This window comes from Nannocystis sp. (assembly GCF_016714285.1).
Taxonomy (GTDB): Bacteria; Myxococcota_A; Polyangia; order Nannocystales; family Nannocystaceae; genus Nannocystis.
Window position 1 is genome coordinate 257,640 of sequence record NZ_JADJNN010000003.1, and the last position, 19,961, is coordinate 277,600.

Consider the following 19,961-nt stretch of genomic DNA (forward strand, 5'->3'; position numbering starts at 1 on the left):
CCTGATGCTGCTGCGGTGAGCTGTCGCGTCAGCCCGGGATCACCGGCGGCTCGTCGTCGGGGATGAGGCAGGAGCTGAGCTCGAAGAGCATGAAGATGAGGACCTTCTCTTGCGGGGAGAGCTGGGGGGTGGTGCAGCCGTTGGGGAAGGCCTTGCCGGGGGCGTCGCCGGAGGAGACGTGGATGTCGGTGTCGACGACGCGGCCGCATTGCTGCTCCTCTGCGACGCCGATCGGGGCGTTGAAGGTGAAGTACTGGACCGAGGTCGGGTTCTCGCCGTAGATCCAGCGGGTCGAGACCATGTCGTTGATCGCGGCGATGGTGTTCTGACCGGCCTTGATCGCGATCTCGCCGAAGACGATCGAGCCGCCGACGTTGACCAGCCAGTCGGCGAGGGCCATGCCCTTGGGGAAGTCGGTCTGGAGCTTGGCGGTGAAGGGGTCCTTGAGGTCGGCTTGGTGGTCGAAGGTGGCGGCGGTGGGGAAGGGGGCGGCGCCCTTCTCGATCCAGATGTTGTGCCAGTGCGAGAGGAACAGGCGGCCGCCGATGCCGGCGTAGTCGACGATGTTCTGGCGGGCCATGGCCGACTTGTTGCCCTCGTCGGTGCCGCCCTCGCAGGCCATGATGACCATGTCGTAGTTCTTGAGCTTGAAGGGGTCGTCCCACAGGGTCTTGCCGCCGGGGAACACGGCGCCGCCGTTGAGGTTCGCGGTGTACTTGTTGCCGCCGTCCTTGCCGGCGAACATGTTGATCCGCCCGGGGCCGTTCTCGGGGGTGAACTCGCTGTCCTCGATGCCGACCTTGCGCAGCAGGCACTCGAGCGCATCGGCGCCGCCGGTGACCATGGCGATGCGGGGGATGTGGCCCTCGACCTGGTTCTTCGGCAGGCGCGAGAGGGTGGGGTCGACGAGGTTCTCGGCGCAGGCGGTGACGTTGGGGATCACGACCTCGCGGCGCCACTTGCCGATCGTGACGACCAGCGGGATGTTGGCGCCGGCGGGGACGTTCTCGAGGACGAACTCACCCTTGGTGTCGCTGAGGGCGGCGGTGATCGGCTGGCCCGAGAGGCCGGTCTTACAGGTGTCGCAGGTGACGCTGTCGGGGATCGGGTCGAGCGGGGCGTTGGGGACGTAGACGACGACGTTGTAGAGCGGCAAGGTGCCCTCGGGCGCGTACACGGTGCCCTTGAGGGTGGTGCTGCCGTTGGGACAGACGGGGACCTGACACTCGAGGTTGACGCAGGGACCGCCGGTGGTCGCGTCGCCGCCGCTGCTGCCGGTGTCGGCGCTGGTGATGGTGGGGTCGGTGATGGTGGGGTCGGTGGTGGTGCCGCTGGCGGGGTTGGTGGTCGCGGCGTCGGTGCCGCCGGTCGGGGCGTCAGTGGTTTCGGTCGGCTGCACGCCGGTGCTGGCGGCGCTCGGGTCGGAGATCGTGATCGGGACGGTGGCGGCGGTGGGGTCGCTGTCGCTGGCCCGCCCGCTGTCGCCGCAGGCGGGCAGGGTGGCGAGCGCGCTGAGCAGCAGGGCGGGACGGCGGAGGGCGAGCATGTCGGGAGGGTAGCCGCGGGCGCGGGCGCGGGGGAAGGGCCGCGCGAACTCTGGTAGGCTGCGACGCGATGCGGGGGGATGTCCTGGTGCCGCGGAGCCTCGTCGTGCTGACGCTGTGCTGCACGTTGATCGGCTGCACGCTGATGGGCTGCGCCAGGCGGACGCCGCCGGGGGTGGTGCTGCCGGGGAGGGTAGAGACCGCGGCAGATCGGTCGCTGGGTCGCGACCGCGGTGACATCGAGATCGCTCTCGGGGCGGTGACGACGGCGGTGGCGGCGACGCTGGTGGTGCTCGGGGCGGTGGCGGCTCACAAGGCGGCGTATGTCCGCAGCTACTGCTCGGCGAACAATTGGCCGCCCACCGAGCTGCCGAACCCGGAGCGCGAGGAGACCTGCACCGACCCGCTGGGGATGGACCCGTTCGCGACGGCGACGGCGTCGAGCGCCCTGAGCTTCGCGCTGGCGGTGCCGATCGCGGCGGCCGGCGGGGTGCTGCTGCGCAAGGGGGTCAAGATGCGGCGCGCGTACATGCAGCAGCAGGCGATCGAGAAGCATCAGCTGTCGGTTCGGCCGTGGCTCGGCGGGGTGCGGGCGGGCGCGGGGCTGTCGCTGTCAATTCGCTTCTGATTGGGCTTGGGCTTCTGAGAGCGGGGCGGCGCCGCAGTCGGGGTCTGGCTGCGGGGTGCTGCCGGCGCGGAGGGCCTGCTCGCAGGCGCGGCGGCGCAGGTACCAGTGGTCGTCGCCGAACACGAGGGCGTCTCGTTGCAGGCGCAAGGAGCGGGAGATCAGGCAGCCGCCGGCGCGGGTGAGCTCGCCGGGGGGTTTGCGCTGGCGGCGAAATTCGTGGGGGCCGAGCAGGGTGAGGCTGTCGCCGGCGATCGCGTAGCCGTAGGCGAGGCTGCGGGGCTCGTCGCGCTCGGCGTGACTGAGCGTGCCGCGGAGCGGGTCGGCGGGCTCGTGCTGCCAGGGCTCGCAGACGCTGCGATCGCCGCGGCGGCGCAGCAGCCACAGGCGGCGTGTGCGGGCCAGGCGGGCGGCGGCGGGGCCGGGCGGGCCGGGGTCGTCGGGCTGCGTGCGGGTGGCCGGGTCGGCCAGGGCGGAGGCGCAGCCGATCGGGCGCAGCTCGCCGATCGATCGCAGGGCGCCGTCGGGGTCGGCGGCGGCGCAGCGCTCGGGGTCGATGAACCAGCGCTCGCGGCCGATGAGCAGCAGGCGGCGGGCGTCGCTCGAGTCGTCTGGCGCGAAGGACATGCCCGAAAAGACACATGGCAGGGCGAGCGAGGCGACCCCGACGGCGCCCGGGGCGGGCGGGAGCTCGCGCTCGCGGACGGGAGCGGCGAGCTGGAGCTGGTCGTCGATGAGTCGGTACGCGAAGCGAAAGTGCAGCGGGCCGTCGCGGTGGCCGAGCTGGCCGCGGGTGGGGTCGCCCGGGTCGGGCTCGATCTGCCAGGGCTCGCAGCGCGGGCCGTCCGGGCCGGGCAGGCGCCAGTAGAGGGTGCCGGCGGCGGTGACGACGGCGTGCAGGGCGGTGCGGGTGGCGAGGTCCTGCGCGTCGGGCTGGACCGCGACCTCGGGGTGGTCGTGGGCGAGCTGCGCGGGTCGGCCGGGGCCGCGTGCGCAGCCGAGGAGCACGACGAGGGCCCACGCGCGGCGCATGCGGGCGGGACGGTAGCGCGGGGCGACGAGCTTGCCCAGCGGGACACGAGGCTCAGGAGAGCGGGCGCGGAGCTGCCGGGGGGGGGAAACGGGGGGACCGGGGGGGCGAGTTGGGCCCGGCGCGGCGCGGCGGGTGGGCTCAGTCGAGGTAGGCGCGGGCGGCCTCGTCGGCGACGGCCATGCGGGCGGCGAGGGCGAGGAAGAGCTGGCGACCGAGCGAGCCGTGGCCGCCGGTGCGGATGTGGCTGGCGAGCTCGCGGAGGACCTCGTCGCGGCGCTCCGCGCTGAGCCAGAGCAGGGCGTTGCCGAGCTCCTCGACGGTCGGTGACTCGTCCATGAGGCGGTGCAGCCGCTGACGGCGGGCGTCGCTGAGGGGCATGCGGGCGAGCAGCTGCAGGAACTGTTCGCGGTCGGCGGGGGGCAGCTGCTTGCTGGGCTCGGGGGCAGCGGCGCCGCGACGGTGGAGCAGGAGGGCGGCGAAGCTGGCGATGTGCCCGGCGGTCTCGATCGCCTCGCTGGTCCACAGCTTGCGCCACGTGACGACGTGGCCGCGCTCGATGCCGAGGCGCTGGCCGATCTGCTCGAGCACGCGGGCTTCATCGGTGCTGCCCTCGCCGTCGACGAGGGCGATCGACCAGGCGCGACGGAGGATCTGCTCGTGGGTGTCGGCGGGCGGCGGGGCGAGCCGGGCGACGTGGGTGAGCAGCCGCTCGCGGTCGCTGACGAGGTCGATCCACTCGTCCTGCTCGTCGGGCGGGAGGGCCTCGTGGACCATGTCGAGGACGCGACTGGCCTCGCCACCCTTGAGCACGCCGTCGGCGAGGGCGACGAGGCCACAAGCGACCAGAGTCCATTCGAGTTCAAGCTTCAGTGCCACCCGGCGAGGCTAGCGGGTTTCACCGCAGCTGGGCAATCAGTGCAGATGCGAAGAGATCGCGCGCAGGGGTGCCCCTTGTGCGCGGTGTCGAACAGGGGTTACAAGGGAAGTGTGCGGGGCATGAGGGAGCGAATCGAACGGGAGATCGACCGCGACGCGCGCGTGATCACCAGCGGCTTCGTGCATGAGGTCATCGCGGCCGCGCTCGCGTACCTGCAGCAGACCAGCCTCGCGGCGCGCTGTCCCGATCCGGTCGCGCTCTTCGACGAGCTCGACGCGATCACAGGCAAGTTTCGCAGCTTCCACCGTCGCCTCAACGACAGCCGCATCAACCGCCGCGGCGACCGCGGCGAGCGCGAGGGCGCCGAGCTGCTGCCGCCCGCCGTCCGACCCTTCGCCCACCACGGCAAGTACCTCGGCGCCTTCCCCACCTTCGAGGCCTTCGCCCACGCCTGCCTCGACCCCGGACGACCCGAAGAGTGGGCCGGCTACGTCGACCTCACCCAGGCCGGGCTCGATCTCCACATCAGCGGCCGCTTCTGGACCGTCGACGCCGACGGACTCACGCACGCTTTCGCGGTCGATCGCTATGGCGGTCCGGGTGGTCCGGGTGGACGGGCCGGGGCTCGCCGGGCGCGGCCGCTGTGGTCGCGTTCATCGCGGTCGCGAGACAACGACTGGCTCGAGCTCGTGGCCAGCGGTGAGGCGCCGCCGCTGCCGAGTCGCGCCCCCGAGCGAGCGCTGGCCCTGCTGCGAGCGTCCGGCTGCGACGCGGCGACGATCGACGAGATGATGCCGCGCTACGCCGGCCGCTATGTGCAGGCCGGCCATCACGCGTGGTACCACCTGCGCCGCGCGGGCGTGCCGGGCTGGCTGCTGCGTCGGGTCGAGCTCGAGCTGGTGGCCGGCGACTGGTCGCGTATCGGCGCGCTGGCGTGGGTCGACGACCCCGAGGGCGGCGTCCACGTGTTTGCGATCACCGACCCGCTAGCCAGCGCTCGTCGGCGCTGAGGGCCCGCCGCGTTTGCGGCCGTGGAAGTCGCGGAGCAGCAGGACCAGCACGGTGATCGCGGTCAGCGGGAGCACGACGTAGCGCATCGCCAGGCCGTAGGTCGCGACGGCGTCGTGCTGCTGGGCCGCGAGCACGAGGTACACGGTGTAGGCGACGTAGTAGGCGACGAAGACGGCGCCCTCCCAGCGCGAGACGACGCCGCCGGTGATGAAGAGCGGCAGGCAGGCGAGGGCGACGGCGGTCATCACCGGGATGTCGAAGGCGAGGGCGGCCGGGGCCACGCCGACGCCGCTGGGGGCGATGACGGAGGAGATGCCGAGGACGCAGAGGATGTTGAAGATGTTGCTGCCGACGACGTTGCCGACGGCGATGTCGCGCTCGCCGCGGTAGGCGGCGAGCACCGAGGTGGCGAGCTCGGGCAGCGAGGTGCCGGCGGCGACGATCGTCAGGCTGATGATGAGCTTGCTGAGGCCGAGGGTCTCGGCGAGGGCGATCGCGCCGTTGACGAGCCAGTGCGAGCCGAGGACGAGCATCGCCACGCCGGCGAGGATCATGGCGATCTGGACCGGGATGCGGTCCTTCAGGCCGAAGGCGACGGGGGTCTCTGTGCCGGCCGCGGCGATCGTGCTCTCCTGGCGGGCCATGCGGATGAGGATCGTGGTGTAGAGGACGATGCCGAGCGCGAGGATCGCCCCGTCGATGCGGCTGATCACGCCGTCGAGGGCCATCAGCCAGCACAGGCCGGTGGCGGCGATCATGATCGGGACGTCGAGGCGGACCAGCTGGCGCTGGACGATCAGCGGGGCGACCAGCGCGGACAGGCCGAGGATCAGGAGGATGTTGAAGATGTTGCTGCCGACCACGTTGCCGAGGGCGAGGTCGGTCTGGCCGGTCAGCGCGCCGGTCACCGAGACGGCGAGCTCGGGGGCGGAGGTGCCGAAGGCGACGACGGTGAGGCCGATGACCAGCGAGGAGATGCCGAGGCGCCCGGCGATCCGCGAGGCGCCCGCGACCAGGGCGTCGGCGCCGACCACGAGCAGCACCAGGCCGACGATGAAGAAGACGAGGGTGAGCGCGGACATGCCGGCCGCGATTGTACGCCGGGTCGGGCCTGCGGCCGCACGAAGCGGCCGCGCGGGCCCACGCTCAGGCAGGGTGGCCGGGGATCACTTGCCCCTCGCCTTGCCCTTGATCGGCCTCGACGTGCTCCCCGCCAGCACCGCTCGGGATCACTTGCCCTTGGCCTTGCCCTTGGGCTTGCCCTCGTCCGGCTTCGCGCCCTCAGCCTCGGCGTCTTCGCCCTCCGCGCCCTCCTCGCCCTCGACCTTGGCGAACTTGCTGGCGATGAGGGTCTCGTCCTTCTCGATCTCGGTGAAGGCGGCCTCGGCCTCGTCGAGGGCGGCGCGGATGGTCTTGAGGGCCTCGGCGAACTTCTCGTCCTTGCCGAGCTCCGGGCCGAGGGCGCCCTGCAGCTCCTCGAGCGGGCGGAACGCCTTGTTGAGGATCACCTGGGTGTTGCCGCCCTTGATGCCCTTCTCGGACAGCTTGTCGAGCTGCTTCTGCTGGTCCTTGGCGCGCTTGCCGAGGGCCTCACCGGTCTTGTCGAAGGCCTTCTGCGGGTCCTTGGCGCTCGCCCACTTGCCGGCCTCCTTCTCGATGTCCGCGAGCAGCGTGCGGGTGTCGGCGGTGAGCTTGCGGTAGTCCTTGACGCGGGCCTTGATGTACTCGCGGTCGCCCTTCTCGAACATCTTGGCGTTCTCGGCGGCGAGCTCGGCGTCGACCTCCTCCTTCGTCTTGAAGCCGGCCTCCTTGCGGCGGCGCTGGAGCTCCTCCTCGGAGACCTCGGGGCCCTTCTTGATGTCGGCGACGCCCTTGGTCGCGGGGCCGATCTGGTCGGCGATCGACTTCTTGTCGCCGCTGTCACAGCCGGTGACGGGTCCGAGGAACAGGCTCAGGGCGACGACTGCGAGGGTGTGCTTCATGGTCCAGGTGCTCCAGCGGCGCACTATACGCGCGCGGCGCGGAGGGTGTCAAATCGCCCGCAGCTTCGATGTCGCTGTCTCTTGGGGCAGGTCGTAGTTCTTTGGCGGGTGCGTCACTGGGTGCGTTGGGGTGCGTTGGGGGTGCGTCATGGGGGGCCTTCGCGGAGGTCCTCGCGGAAGGGGCCGGGGAAGACGACCTGGGCGGGCTCGGCGGGCGGCGCATCACCTGGGTGGGCTCGGGCAAGCAGGAATACGAGCTCGCCCTGGGTGAGGCGCAGCCATTCCACTGGGGCGCCGGGCGGGCCGAACTGGGCGAGGGTCGCGGCCTGGTCCTTGAAGAAGAAGCGGTCCTCGCCGAGGCCGTGCATCCACTTCGCGCCGTGGGTGGGCACGAGCATGAAGAGGCGGCCGTTGTCGTCGTAGATCTTCACCTGCTGCATGCGCCCCAGATCTTCGGCGTCGACGACCTTCGCGAGCTCGGCGCTGGCGGTCGGCGTGAGGCGGAAGTCGCCGAGGTAGCGTGAGAACATGGCCGGAGAGACATGCACCTCGACGGGTTCGGGGTAGGGGTCGACGGGCTCGCCGTGGGCGATCGCGGCGACGGCGTCGAGGACGTTGCGGCAGTCGATCGCCTCGGTGTTGGCGAGGGCGAGGATGGTGATGCCGTCGCCGAGGTAGCGGGCGATCGCGCCGTTGAAGCCGGCGACGCCGCCGGGGTGGCCGACCATGGTCTGGCCGCGCTCCTGCGAGACGACCCAGCCGAGGCCGTACTTGCCGGCGATGGCGGGGTTTTGCGCGGGGCGGAACATCTCGTCGAGGGAGGCCTGGGAGAGCAGGAGGTTCGGGATCCGCAGGGCCCGGTCCCAGCGCAGGAGGTCGGCGGGGGTCGAGACCATGCCGGCAGCGCCGCCGTAGATCGAGAGGTTGAAGCCGGCGACGGGGACCAGCAGCTCGTCCTCGCTGAACTGGTAGCCGGTGGCCAGCTCGCCGCCGTCGACGGACTCGCGGCCGTCGATGCGGGTGTGCTCGCCGAGGGCGCTGCGGGTCATGCCGGCGGGGGCGAAGATGTGCTCGTGCATGTAACGACCGAGGGGTTGGCCGGACAGCTTCTCGATCACCATGCCGAGCAGGAAGTAGCCGGAGTTGCTGGGGTCGAACTCGCTGCCGGGTGGGAACTCGAGGGCGGCGTCCTTGAAGATCGCGGCGACCTGCTGCGGGGTGTAGCGGGTGCCGGGCTCGACGCCGGCGCTGGCGAGGCTGTCGGTGTAGTTGGGGATGCCGGAGCTGTGGGTGAGGAGGTGGCGGATCGTTACGCCGGGGCGGGTGTAGTCGCCGGGCAGGTGGACGCGGAGCTCGTCGTCGAGGCGCAGCTTGCCGGCGTCGCGCAGCTGCAGGACGGCGACGGCGGTGAACTGCTGGGTGAGGCTGCCGATCTTGAAGCGGGTGTCGGCGGTGATCGGGCGGTCGCTGGCGATGTCGGCGCGACCGTAGTGGCCCATCGACAGCAGCTCGCCGTCGCGGGCGACCAGCACGCTGCCGCTGAACTTGAAGGCGTCGCCGTGGTGGACCCCGTAGCTGCGCATGTGGCGTTCGATCTGGACGCCGAGGTCGAGCGGGACCGCGGCGACCGGGGCCTGGGCGGCGGCAGCAGTGAGCGGGATGGACTCGCGGTGCTCGTCGTCGTCGTGGAAGCTGCGGCGGGTCTCGCCGCTGGTGTTCCTCGCGGGCCAGAAGCTGGCGGTGGCCGCTGCGGCGCCGGCGATCGCGGCGGCGACGATCGCCGCGACGGCGAAGCGTGGCCAGCGGATCGTGGAGACCGTGAGGTCGATCGGTGGGGTCGACGATGGGGTCGGGGCGCGCAGGCGCGGGTCCTCGGCGGCCGCGCGCAGGACTCGGTCGGCGAAGTCGGCGGGCGGCTCGGCGGGGGTCCAGGCGGCGAGCGCACGCTGCTCGAGGTCGCTGCGGGGTTCATCGTGCACGGTACACCTCCTCGAGGGAGCGGCGCAGGGCCGCACGGGCGCGGCTCAGCCGCGACTTGACGGTGCCGAGGTCGATCTGCAGCGTGCTGGCGATCTCGGCGTATTCGAACTCGTGATACTCGCGGAGCAGGAAGGCGGCGCGGTACTCGGGGGCGAGCTCGTCGATCGCCCGGCGCAGGACGGCGGCGAGGCGGCGGCGCTCGGCGTCGCTGTCGGTGGCGGCGTCGGCCTCGGGCTCGCTGGCGTCGCTCAGTGAGTCGGTGGGCAGCTTGCGGCGGCGCAGGTGGTCGATCGCGAGGTTGGTGGCGATCGTCAAGATCCAGGTCGAGAGCCGGGCGGGGCCGCTGCGCTGGAAGCCGGGCAGGGCCTTGAAGACGCGGAGGAAGGTCTCCTGGGCGAGGTCCTCGAGCGCGAGCTGCTGGCCGCGGTGGAACAGCATGCGCGAGAGCAGGGCGAAGACCGGTCGCTGGTAGCGGACGACGAGGTCACGCCGGGCCCGGGCGTCGCCTCGCTGGGCCCGCAGCAGGGTCAGCTCGTCGAGTTCGGCCGGCGGTGCTGGTTTCACGGGGGCCTCGGCCGTGGGGGCGGTGGCGATCACGGGATGGTGCCACGGATGCGGGGCGTGGTTGTTCCCGGGCGCGGCAGATCGCGTCGCGGAGGCGCGGCGTGGAGGCGCGGTGTGGAGGCGCGGCGTGGAGGTGTGGTCGCGCCGCGGGGCACCGAGGGGGGCGGCGCGGAGGCGCGGGGCGTTACTCGAGGGCGGCCTGCAGCTTGTCGAGGGCCTCGGACCAGAAGGCCTTCTTGGCCGCGACCTCGCTGGCGTCGCTGAGCTGGCGGTGCATCACGTTGACCTGGCTGCGGCGCTCGCCCTTGGCCCAGAAGTAGATCTCGACGCTGGTGTGGTCGGGCCAGTCGAGGCGCAGCGACTTGTTGGCGTTGGCGCGGTGGACCTTGAACTTGGTCTGCAGCCACTTGCCGGGGGCGCGGCCTTGCCAGGCGCGGTAGAGGTCGTCGACCGAGACCGAGAGGGTGCGGCTGGTGTTGGCGGCGAGGCCGGGGGCGGCGGGCGCCTGCAGGCCACGCGCCTCGGCGTGGGCGCTGGCGATGTGTTGTCGCCACCAGCGCGGGCAGTCGTGGGCCTCGGCGAGGTGGCGCACGGTGGCGCTGCGGCCCGCGGCGGCGACGTCGAAGCGGTCGAGCAGGCGAAACCACTGGGCCCAGCTGCGGCCGGTCGCGGTGCGGATCACGGCGTCGGGCTCGCGCTCTTGCACGACCTGGCGGACCGGGCGGGCCAGCTTGGGGGCGCTTCGGGTGGACCTGGTCTTGCGGACAGGTCGCGGGGTGGCCGGGAGGCTGCGGGTGGACCTGGCCTTGGGGACAGGTCCGACGACTGCGGGTGCTCGTGCGGGTGGGGTGGGCGGCTTGGAGGGGGCGCTACGTGCGGTGCGAGGGGTCGGCATGACAGGGCGCGTTATCGCACGGATGGCCCGTCGGCGGGAACACTGCGCGGGCGCTCAGGCGCCGCCGCAGACGATGGCGACCTCCTCGTAGTCCTCGGGGTGGCTGCGGAGGGCCTCGCAGGCCTTCTTGAAGAAGGCCTCGAGGGTGGTGGGGTAGACCTTGGCGCGGCTGTCCCGGCCGGCGGTGACGACGAGCGAGCCGTCGGGGGAGAAGTCGGCGTGGTTGACGGCGGCGGAGTGGCCGTGGAGGGTGGCGATGAGCTCGAAGCCGGGGGAGGCGAGGGCCCACAGCTTGGCGGTGTTGTCGGAGGAGGCGGTGACGATGCGGTTGCCGTTGCTCGAGAAGCTGGCGTGGAGGACGGCGGCGGAGTGGCCCTGCAGGGTGGCGAAGACCTCGGGCTTGTGGCCCTCCTCGAGGTTGTAGACCCAGGCGTCGCGGGCGGTGGCGACGACGAGGCGGGCGCCGTCGCGGGAGAAGTTGACGCTGTGGACGGAGCCGGAGCCGGTGTCGAGGGTGTCGATGTCGGTGCCGTAGCGGGTCGACCACAGCTTGGTGGTGTTGTCGGTGGAGATGGTGGCGACGACGGAGCCGTCGGGCGAGAAGGCGGCGCTGGTGACGGGGCCGGAGTGGCCGATGAGGTCGATGTCGCCGCCGCAGGCGGCGGGGACGAGGATGGCGCGGTTGCTGCTGCGGCTGGCGATGAGGGCGAAGCTGCCGCCAGGCGCGAGGGCGGCGACGTCGATGCGGCCGTGCATGCCCTGGCAGCCCTTGTCCGGCAGCTCGCGGCCGGTGGCGACCTCCCAGACGCGGATCGTGTCGTCGGCGCCCGCGGAGATCATGCGGGCGCCGTCGCGGGAGAAGGTGGCCGCGAGGACGGGGCCGACGTGGCTGGCGGTGTGGAGCAGGGCGCCGGTCTGGCTGTCCCACAGGCGCAGGGTGGGGTCGTCCTCGGCGAGGGTGATCATGCGGCCGGCGCCCTCGCCGGAGAACACGACGGCGGCGACCGGACCGGTGTGGCCGTAGAGGGTGCTGACGAGGTTGTAGCTCGGCGAGGAGGCGTCCCAGAGGCGGGCGGTCTTGTCCTCGCTGACGGTGACGATGCGCGTGCCATCGGGTGAGAAGCGGGCCAGGCGGATCGGCGCGCTGTGACCCTTCAGCGTCGGGATCGCGTTGCTGAGCGAGGCGTCCCACAGGCGGGCCGTGTTGTCGTCGCCGACGGTGAGCACGCGGGCGCCGTCGGACGAGAAGCGGCCGATCCTCACCTTGGCGGTGTGGCCCTCGAGGGTGGCGACGACGTTGCCGCTGCTGCTGTTCCACAGGCGGGCGGTGCTGTCGTCGCTGGCCGTGAGCACGCGGGCGCCGTCGGGCGAGAACCGGGCCATGCGCACGTGGTCGGTGTGGCCGATGAGCTCGACGACGAGGTCGCCGCGGCTGTGCCACACGCGGGCGGTGGTGTCGGCGCTGGCGGTGACGAGGCGGCGGCTGTCGGCCGAGAAGCTGAGGTCGAGCACGGCGTCGGTGTGACCGCCGAGGACGGCGATCTCCTTGCCGCTCTGGGCGCCCCAGAGGATCGCGGTGCGGTCCTCGCTGTGGGTCGCGACGGTGGCGTTGTCGACCGAGAAGACGGCGCCGAGGATCGCCCCGGTGTGGGCGGTGAGGCCGGCGATGTGCACGCCTTGATCGCTCCACAGGCGGGCGGTGCGGTCCTCGCCGATGGTGAGGATGCGCTGGCTATCGGGCGCGAACACGACGCCCTTGAGGGGGCCGGCGTGGCGGCGCATCACGGCGATCATCCGCGCGGTGCTGGTGTCCCACAGGCGGGCGCTGCCGTCGCTGCAGGCGGTGACGAGGCGCAGGCCGTCGGGCGAGAAGGTGGCGGCGGTGATCGGGCTGGTGTGGCCGCGCAGGAGCTCGCTGCGCTTGCTGCCGTCGAGCTCGACGAGGCGCAGGGTGCGGTCGGTCTGGGTCAGCGCGGCGCGCAGGAGATCGGGCGCGACGCTGGCGATCGGGCGGGCCGCGGGCGGGAGCTTGTAGGCCTCGATGAGGTCGCCGGACGAGACGTTCCACAGGCGCAAGTTGCGGTCGCCCGAGACGGTGTGGATGCGGTAGTCGTCCTTCGAGAAGCTGGCCTCGAGGACAGGTCCACTGTGCTCGTCGAAGACGCGGATCGATCGCCCCGAGACGGCGTCCCACAGGTGGGCGCTGTTGTCACGGCTGGCCGTGAGCACGCGGGTGCCGTCGTGCGAGAAGTCGGCGTCGACGATCGCCTCGGCGTGGCGCAGCACGCCGGGCCGCTGCACCGGGGTGGCGACGGCGGCGGCGAGGCCCTGTAGCACCCGCGGCGGGACCTGGCGGCCCTTCTGCATGCTGCGGCTGGCGGCGCGGATCGCCATGCGCAGGGCCTCGCGCTCCTTGCCGGCCTGCTGCGCGAGCAGCAGCGCCTCGGCGCCGTCGCGCTCGATCTCCGTGATCTCGTTGTTGCGGGTGTTGAGGTCGGCGAGCATCGACTTGCTGCGCTCGGCGACGATGTACTGCCAGGCCGCGAGCGCGAGCAGGACGCCGAGAAGGGCGACGGTGCCGGTGAGGATGCTGATCGTCCGGCGCTGCGAGAGGGCGCCCTCCTCGGCCCGCTCCCGCCGCTCGCGCTCGATGTCGGCCCGGTAGCGCTCGCGGTCGGCCTTGCGCTGCTCCTCGATCGCCTTGCGTCCCGCGGCCTCCTCCTTGCGCGCGGTCTCCTCGACGCGGTGCCGGCTCTCGGCCTCGCGGCGGGCGTAGTTGACGCCCGCGAGCAGGAACTCGTGGTCGCTGACGGTGAGGTCGCCGCGACCCTGCGACCACACGAGCGCGTCCTCGAGGGCCGCGCCGCGCAGGAGGTAGTCGTCGAGCTTGCCGGAGCTGGCCCAGCGGTCGACCAGCTCGGCGAGGCGCTGCTCCTTCTCCTTGGTCTTGAGCCACTTGTGGTCGTAGACCTCGGCGAAGATGAGGTTGCGGGTGCGCAGGTAGATCTCGCCGCCGTCGAGGAACTCGGCGGCGAGGCCGGTGAGGCGCAGCTCGGTCTGGATCTGGCTGTTGGGCTCGGCGGGGACGCGCTCGCCGTCCAGCAGCTTGCGGTAGAGGTGCAGCATCTGGCGCACGCGCATGCGCGAGGCGTTCATGTCGAGGCGCTTCTCGGCGTACGCGAGGTTGGCGTCGCCGCCGCGGCCGCTGCGGATGAACAGGTTGAAGGCGGCGTCGTCGACCCGCGCGGCCTCCTTGCCGGGCTCGACCGGGCCGTGGCGCTCGAGGTCGTCGCACAGGCGCTGGGTCATGTAGGGGTGGCCGGCGGTCCACACGTAGACGGCGTCGAGGAGGGCGTCGGCGTCGCAGCCGAGGCCCTCGAGGCCGGGGCGGAGGGTGGCGAGCTCGGCCCGCGAGAAGTCGTCGAGGCGGATCTCGCGGCCGATGTTGAAGGGGGTGCGGACCGAGTTTTGGATCAGGTCCGCGGGGGCGGCGACGCCGAGCAGGCAGAAGGTGAGGCGGCCGTAGTCGGGGTCGTCGGCGCGGAGGTTGTAGGCCGAGCGGATCGAGGCGAAGAAGTCGTCGGTGGCGAAGCTCAGCGCGAGCACCGAGTCGACCTCGTCGATGAACACGACCACCGGGCCGGCGACGCGGTCGAGCAGCTCGTTGCGGATGAAGCGGTACCAGCGGTGGACCGGGGTGAGGTGCTGGTGCGTGGTCCAGAACAGGTCGAGGTTCGGCAGGCCGAGCGCCTGGGCGATGTCGTCGGCGATGCTGTAGTACCACTCGTCGATCGTGACGGAGGTCGAGCCGATGCCGGAGAAGTCGATGCTGACGCAGCGCACGCCTTCACGCGCGAGGGCCTGACCGACGCGGACGCGCAGGCTCGACTTGCCGATCTGCCGCGGGGCGAGGATGTAGCAGAACTCGCCGTGGCGCAGCGCCTCGAACAGCTCGCGGTCGGCCCGCCTTGCGACGTACAGCGCGCCCTGCTGGACCGCGCCGCCGACCTGGAAGCCGGAGCGCGCCGTCATAGCCGGAGTCGCTCGTAGAGGCGGTAGCGCAGGCGGTAGAAGCCGACCTTCTCCTCGACGGCGAGGCCGGCGGCCTCGAGGCGGGTCGAGATCTCCGGGTCGAGCTCGGACAGGGTCTCGCTGCGCAGGCGACGGATGCCGGCGAGCAGCTCGGGGGCGTTGTGCAGGCGCCGGGCGTAGCGCTGGAGGAAGTCGTCGAACAGGCTGGTGCCCTCGTCGAGCAGCTCGCTGACGGCGACGCCGCCGGCCAGGTTGGCGCGGTGCATGACGTGGCGGACGAGGTAGGGGTGGCCGCCGAGCAGCTCGGTGAGCGCGGTGAAGTCCTTGTCGGACCAGCTGAGCCCGTAGAGCCCGGCGAGCTGCTCGATCTGCGCGCGGTTGAAGTCGCCGAGGACGATCGGCGGGGTGAGGTTGAAGGGCGACTGGGTCGGCCGATCGATCAGGCGCCGCGGCGTGGTGCTGATGCCGAGGATGAAGCGCAGCTTGCCGAGGCGCGCGTCCTGGGCCCACGCGCGCAGCATGCCGAAGCAGTCGTCCTTGAAGGGCAGGCCCCACACGGCGTCGACGCGGTCGAGCGCCATGATCACCCGCGTGTTGACCAGCGGCAGCACGTTCTCTCGCATCAGCCGGCCGAGCTTTTGGTTGACGCTGCCGTGCGAGCGCCACAGGGTCGGTACCCAGTCCTCCGGCCCGCCGAGCGCGCCGACGATCTGGAAGGCGAGCTCGCGGATGAAGCTCGGGTAGTCGGCCCGCGACTCGTGGTCGAAGGTGTCGAGGTTGATGGCGATGACGCGGCAGTCGCCGCCGTCCTGCTGCATCACGCAGTTGGTGAGGAACTGGGCGGTCCAGGTCTTGCCGAACTTCTCCGGGCCCCACAGCACGACCGGCGCGCCCGGCTGGTCGAGGTAGTTGAGCGCGGTGCGCTCCTCCTCGGCGCGGCCGATGTGCCAGCTGTGATTGAAGGGGGCGCCCGGCGGCTGCACGCGCGCGGCGATCGTGAAGTAGATGCCGGAGTCGCCGACGCTGCCGCCCGAGAGCGAGGTCATGAACTCCGGCACGGGGGCGACCTGCGAGGCGGCGGCGCGCGGGTCCGGGGTCGCGGGCTGCGGCGGTGGCGTGACGGCGGTGGCCGTCGGAGGCGGCGGTGGCGGCTTGCGGGCGAAGGGCAGCGGCTCGGGGCGGGTGCCCTGGTCGTCGCTGAGCTCGAAGGCGTCGAGGTCCTGGACGATGCGCCAGTGGCCGGCGGCGTGGCGCCTGGCGACGCGGGGCCACAGGCGCAGGCTGGCCTCGCCGCGGTCGTCGACGGTGATGCGGCCGGCGGCGTAGCCGTGGCGGCGGTCGAGCTTGCCGTCGCCGAAGCTCTCGAGGCCGAACAGCGAGCTGCCCTGGATCTGGCGCCGCATCGCCGAGCCGCCGATGCTGAGCGAGGTGGTCATGTGCTCGTGCATGTGCCCGAACAGGTGGACCGCGAAGCGGCCCGGCGGGACGATCTCGCCGAAGAAGTGCTCGCGCGCCTCCGACGACAGCCAGTCGGGCGGGTGGTGCGTCATCAGCAGGGTGAAGTCGCAGCGCTTGACCCACGCCGGGCCGTCGCTGTCGCACACGCCGTGCAGCTGGCGCACGTCGACCGCGAGCTTGCCCTCGTAGTTGCTGCCGGTGAGCTGCAAGAAGGCGCTGTTGAGGCCGATGATGCCGAGGCGCAGATCGTTGCGGGTGAGCACCGTCGAGAAGTCGCCGGGCAACATCCCGGGCTGGCGCTGGAGGGCGCAGAACGGGTGCCGCTCGTGCCACGCGCTGTAGTTGGCGAAGGCCTGCTCGACCAGCTTGCGGTACGGCGAGCTGGCGTCGCGCCAGAACTCGACCTGGACCTCGGGGAAGGCGGGCCAGCGCGCGAGCACGAGGGTCTCGGGGCGGCGCGGGTCGGGGCGCACGAGGTCATGGTTGCCGGGGACCGTGAGCAGGCTGGGCGTCGAGCCGAGCGCCTTGAGGTGGTCCCACAGCTGGGCGAGGGTGTCGCTGAGGCGGTTGAACTCCTCGGGCGCGGCGCGCTGGGTGAGGTCGCCAGAGAACAGGACCAGGTCCCACGGGCCGCAGCGCTCGTGCAGCTTCTCGAGGTCGGTGAACAGGATCTCGCGCACGCCAGGCCACAGCCACCCCTGGGCGTCGAGGCCCTGGTGGAGGTCTGTGAAGTGAAGCCAGCCGAAGGAGCGCATAACCAAGAGCTTCGGAGTGTATCATCCGCGATGTGTGCGGCAGGGCAGGGGCGTTCTCGCGGTGATTGTCCGGCGCAGGGCCGCAGCAATCAGCGATGATGAGGATCGTCGCCGCGACGGGTGATCGGAGGTTGTGACGCGCTGGCCTCAGCTGCTGCTACCCGGTTGGGGGGGCACGAGGCCAGGGTGCTGTCTACGCCCGGGACGCCGCGTCGGCTTCCAGAGCTGCGCCCGCATGCCGCCCACCTGCGCCGCGGGTGTGCAGCGATGGCGCGCATTCTTGCGCTTCGAGGCCTAGGCAGACGCGAGCCGCATGAGCGATGCTCTCGCCACCGTGCGCGGCCCCCCTCGATGGCTGGTGATCGCGGCCCTGATGGGGCCCGCCCTGCAAGCGCACGCGCGGGCCCAGGACGCCTTGCCTACGGGGTCCGGTGAGCTGGTCCAACCTGTCCTGCAGAACAGCGCCGAGATCAGCTATCCGGAGGCGCTGCGGCGCCTCGACCCGCCGCCGCAGGGGCGCGTGCTCATCAAGCTGGTGGTCGGGGTCGACGGCGTGCCGCGGGAGCTCGAGCTGGCCCTGCGCGTGCACCCGGAGCTCGACCAGCTCGCGCTCGCGGCCGCGGGGGCGCTGCGCTACAGCCCGGGTCTCTACAAGGGACGTCCGATCGAGGTCGTGCTGTCGGTGGCGATCGACATCGCCGCGCCGCCGCCCCTGCCGCCCGAGCCCGTCGAGCCAGCTCCGCCCGCCGCGGAGCCGGGGCCCGCGATCGAGCCAGATGCGGCCGGTCCCGAGCCGGTGGCGCAGGGACCCGTGCGCATGCAAGGGCTCTTGCTCGAGGCCGGTCAGCGCACGCCGGTGTCGGGCGCGAGCGTGCTGGTGATCCCGGCGGAGGCCGACGCCGAGGTCGGCGAGGTGCGCAAGAAGGACTACGGCGAGGCGCCGACGCCAGCCTGGCAGCAGCGGGTGTTCACGGGCGAGGACGGCGGCTTCGAGCTGCGCGGGCTGCCGGACGGCAAGGTCCGGGTCATCGTGCTGGCGCAGGGCTTCGAGCGCCTCGAGTACGTAGAGGAGATCGCGAAGGGCGGGCGCCTCGAGGTCAAGTACTTCCAGCGGCGGATGGTCGTGAACCCCTACCGCACGGTGGTGGCGAGCCGACGCAACGAGCCGGAGGAGGTGTCGCGGCGGACGATCACGGTGCAGGAGATCAACAACCTGCCGGGCACGCAGGGCGACGCGCTCAAGGCGATCCAGAACTTTCCCGGCGTGGCCCGGCCGCCCTTCGGCGCCGGCCTGCTGGTCATCCGCGGCGCGGCGCCGGCCGACTCCCGCACTTACCTCGGCTACCACGAGATCCCGCAGCTGTTCCACTTCGGCGCGCTGTCCTCGACCTTCAACTCGGACATCCTCGCGCAGATCGACTTCCTGCCCGGCAACTTCGACAGCCGCTTCGGCGACGCGATCGGCGGCATCATCAACGTCAACCCGCGCAAGGGCCGACGCGACGGGGTCCACGGCTACGTCGACGCCGACCTGTTCGACGCCGGCGTGCTTCTCGAGGGCAAGGTCGGCAAGGGGAGCTTCGCGCTGTCGGGGCGCCGCAGCTACATCGACGGGGTGCTCAAGGTGGCGGTGCCGAAGGACGCGGGCCTCGGGCTGACGCAGGCGCCGCGCTACTACGACTACCAGGCGCTGTTCGACTACCCGCTCGGCGGCGGCGAGTTCTCGATCCGCTGGTTCGGCTCCGACGACCGCTTCAAGCTGATCGCCACCCCGCCCAACGACACCGCGGACACCGGCAGCAACAGCGCCCAGACGGCGATCCTGTTCCACCGCTTCGACGTCATCTACCGCAAGCAGCAGGGGCCGTGGGACTTCCTGATCACGCCGTCGTTCAACTACCAGCGGCTCAGCGGCAAGTTCGGCAACCTGTTCGAGTTCGACTTCCCGAACACCGGCTTCTCGTTCCGCAGCGAGGCGGCGCGGCAGATCAGCGAGCGCTTCGCGCTGCGCCTCGGCACCGAGCTGCAGGCCGGCCGCTACAACATCGACGCGCGCGCCCCGGGCTTCCCGGCGGCGGCGGGCCTCGGCGGCACCGGCGTGTTCAACGTCGGCGACCTCGCCCAGTCCTACGCGACCCCGGCGATGTACGCGACCGGAACGATCCAGCTCGGCGAGCGCTTCACCCTGCTGCCGGGCGTGCGCACGGCCTACTACGCGTTGCTGGTGAAGAAGGCCACGGTCGACCCGCGCCTGCGCTTCATGTGGCAGGTCGGCGAGGAGACGACGATCAAGGGCGGCGTCGGCCTCTACAGCCAGATCCCCGATCTCATCAGCCTGAACCCGATCTGGGGCAACCCGCGGGCCAGCGTCGAGCGAGCGGTGCACACCAGCCTCGGCGTGCTGCACACCTTCTCGAATCTCGGCCTGAGCGTCGAGGTGACCGGCTTCTACAAGTATGTGTTCGACCGCTCGACGCAGTCGACGCGGATCATCCGCGCCCCCGACGACACGCTGCGCCTCGAGAACTTCGCTAACCAGGGGATCGGCCAGATCTTCGGCGGCGAGTTCCTGCTGCGCAAGGCGCTGACCAAGAAGTTCTTCGGCTGGGTCAGCTACACGCTGATGCGCAGCGTCGTGCAGGAGAAGCCGGGCGCGAAGTACACGCCCTTCGCCTTCGACCAGCCGCACATCCTCACGGTGATCGCGGTGTACAAGCTGCCGCGCGGGTGGCAGGTCGGCGGCCGCTTCCGCCTCGTCAGCGGCAACCCGACCACGCTGTACAAGGACGGGGTGTTCAACAGCGAGGACGGCGGCTACCTCAATGCCCGCGGCACGCAGGGCCGGCTGCCGACCTTCCACCAGCTCGACCTCCGCGTCGACAAGACCTTCACGTACAAGCGCGTGATGGTGAACGTCTACCTCGACGTGATCAACGTGTACAACCATCAGAACCCCGAGGCGATCGTGTACAGCTACAACCTGCAGCAGAATACTGTCCAGGCCGGCTTGCCGATCATCCCGTCGCTCGGGGTCCGGCTCGAGTTCTAAGGCCGGGCCCGCCTCGGGCGGAGTGACTCCGGCGAGTGACGCGGGCCGAGTAAATCGGGCCCTTGACAGGTCCAGCGACGGTTTTAGTTTGGCGGCCGAGACGAGGCGAGCGCGCGGACCGGATGCTCCGGAGCGCAGGCCGCCCGCAGCCACCGA

Annotated in this window: 13 protein-coding genes; 3 read left to right on the plus strand and 10 right to left on the minus strand. The window is 71.7% G+C overall.

All coding sequences use genetic code 11. The features are described from left to right. Positions 1-28: 28 nt before the first annotated feature. Positions 29-1,546 carry a hypothetical protein gene (locus IPJ59_RS08695; protein WP_293270749.1) on the minus strand — a complete coding sequence of 506 codons (1,518 nt, stop codon included), beginning with the start codon at positions 1,544-1,546 and terminating at the stop codon, positions 29-31. Between the two features lie 68 nt (positions 1,547-1,614). Here IPJ59_RS08695 and IPJ59_RS08700 point away from each other — a divergent pair, with 68 nt between their 5' ends. After that, positions 1,615-2,172 (plus strand): hypothetical protein, encoded by a 558-nt coding sequence (locus IPJ59_RS08700; protein WP_293270751.1) that lies wholly within the window; start codon positions 1,615-1,617, stop codon positions 2,170-2,172. On the opposite strand, the gene IPJ59_RS08705 is transcribed toward IPJ59_RS08700, so the two are convergent. Beyond that, positions 2,158-3,201, minus strand: a complete 1,044-nt coding sequence (locus IPJ59_RS08705) for a hypothetical protein (protein ID WP_293270753.1) — start codon at positions 3,199-3,201, stop codon at positions 2,158-2,160. The two genes, IPJ59_RS08700 and IPJ59_RS08705, sit on opposite strands and share 15 nt — an antisense overlap. A 139-nt stretch (positions 3,202-3,340) precedes the next feature. Further along, on the minus strand, positions 3,341-4,078 hold the full coding sequence (locus IPJ59_RS08710; protein WP_293259269.1) for a TerB family tellurite resistance protein: 738 nt from the start codon (positions 4,076-4,078) through the stop codon (positions 3,341-3,343). 120 nt (positions 4,079-4,198) lie between these two features. On the opposite strand from IPJ59_RS08710, the gene IPJ59_RS08715 reads away from it, so the two are divergent. Further along, positions 4,199-5,089, plus strand: coding sequence for a hypothetical protein (locus IPJ59_RS08715; protein WP_293270755.1), 891 nt, complete (start codon positions 4,199-4,201; stop codon positions 5,087-5,089). Here IPJ59_RS08715 and IPJ59_RS08720 read toward each other — a convergent pair. From IPJ59_RS08720 to IPJ59_RS08750, 7 genes are all read right to left on the minus strand, one after another. Then, positions 5,066-6,172 (minus strand): calcium/sodium antiporter, encoded by a 1,107-nt coding sequence (locus IPJ59_RS08720; protein ID WP_293270757.1) that lies wholly within the window; start codon positions 6,170-6,172, stop codon positions 5,066-5,068. The genes IPJ59_RS08715 and IPJ59_RS08720 overlap by 24 nt on opposite strands. A gap of 147 nt (positions 6,173-6,319) precedes the next feature. Further along, complete coding sequence (locus IPJ59_RS08725) at positions 6,320-7,072, minus strand: hypothetical protein (protein WP_293270759.1); 753 nt, start codon at positions 7,070-7,072, stop codon at positions 6,320-6,322. Between the two features lie 146 nt (positions 7,073-7,218). Then, positions 7,219-9,051 carry a serine hydrolase domain-containing protein gene (locus IPJ59_RS08730; protein ID WP_293270761.1) on the minus strand — a complete coding sequence of 611 codons (1,833 nt, stop codon included), beginning with the start codon at positions 9,049-9,051 and terminating at the stop codon, positions 7,219-7,221. Beyond that, positions 9,041-9,649 (minus strand): RNA polymerase sigma factor, encoded by a 609-nt coding sequence (locus IPJ59_RS08735; protein ID WP_293259255.1) that lies wholly within the window; start codon positions 9,647-9,649, stop codon positions 9,041-9,043. Before IPJ59_RS08735 ends, IPJ59_RS08730 begins: the two co-directional genes overlap by 11 nt. Before the next feature lie 151 nt (positions 9,650-9,800). Beyond that, entirely contained in the window at positions 9,801-10,511 is a 711-nt protein-coding gene (locus tag IPJ59_RS08740) for a hypothetical protein (protein WP_293259252.1), read from the minus strand. A gap of 54 nt (positions 10,512-10,565) precedes the next feature. After that, positions 10,566-14,543 carry an AAA-like domain-containing protein gene (locus IPJ59_RS08745; protein ID WP_293270763.1) on the minus strand — a complete coding sequence of 1,326 codons (3,978 nt, stop codon included), beginning with the start codon at positions 14,541-14,543 and terminating at the stop codon, positions 10,566-10,568. Further along, positions 14,540-16,756, minus strand: coding sequence for an AAA-like domain-containing protein (locus IPJ59_RS08750; RefSeq protein WP_293271341.1), 2,217 nt, complete (start codon positions 16,754-16,756; stop codon positions 14,540-14,542). The genes IPJ59_RS08745 and IPJ59_RS08750 overlap by 4 nt, the downstream gene beginning before the upstream one ends. A 313-nt stretch (positions 16,757-17,069) precedes the next feature. On the opposite strand from IPJ59_RS08750, the gene IPJ59_RS08755 reads away from it, so the two are divergent. Beyond that, complete coding sequence (locus tag IPJ59_RS08755) at positions 17,070-19,805, plus strand: energy transducer TonB (RefSeq protein ID WP_293270765.1); 2,736 nt, start codon at positions 17,070-17,072, stop codon at positions 19,803-19,805. The last annotated feature ends 156 nt before the right edge of the window (positions 19,806-19,961 follow it).

Coding starts and splice junctions, on each gene's coding strand:
- IPJ59_RS08695 (WP_293270749.1), bottom strand. CDS start 1,546: ATGCTCGCCCTCCGCCGTCCCGCCCTGCTGCTCAGCGCGCTCGCCACC.
- IPJ59_RS08715 (WP_293270755.1), top strand. CDS start 4,199: ATGAGGGAGCGAATCGAACGGGAGATCGACCGCGACGCGCGCGTGATC.
- IPJ59_RS08740 (WP_293259252.1), bottom strand. CDS start 10,511: ATGCCGACCCCTCGCACCGCACGTAGCGCCCCCTCCAAGCCGCCCACC.
- IPJ59_RS08755 (WP_293270765.1), top strand. CDS start 17,070: ATGAGCGATGCTCTCGCCACCGTGCGCGGCCCCCCTCGATGGCTGGTG.
- IPJ59_RS08700 (WP_293270751.1), top strand. CDS start 1,615: ATGCGGGGGGATGTCCTGGTGCCGCGGAGCCTCGTCGTGCTGACGCTG.
- IPJ59_RS08750 (WP_293271341.1), bottom strand. CDS start 16,756: ATGCGCTCCTTCGGCTGGCTTCACTTCACAGACCTCCACCAGGGCCTC.
- IPJ59_RS08725 (WP_293270759.1), bottom strand. CDS start 7,072: ATGAAGCACACCCTCGCAGTCGTCGCCCTGAGCCTGTTCCTCGGACCC.
- IPJ59_RS08705 (WP_293270753.1), bottom strand. CDS start 3,201: ATGCGCCGCGCGTGGGCCCTCGTCGTGCTCCTCGGCTGCGCACGCGGC.
- IPJ59_RS08745 (WP_293270763.1), bottom strand. CDS start 14,543: ATGACGGCGCGCTCCGGCTTCCAGGTCGGCGGCGCGGTCCAGCAGGGC.
- IPJ59_RS08720 (WP_293270757.1), bottom strand. CDS start 6,172: ATGTCCGCGCTCACCCTCGTCTTCTTCATCGTCGGCCTGGTGCTGCTC.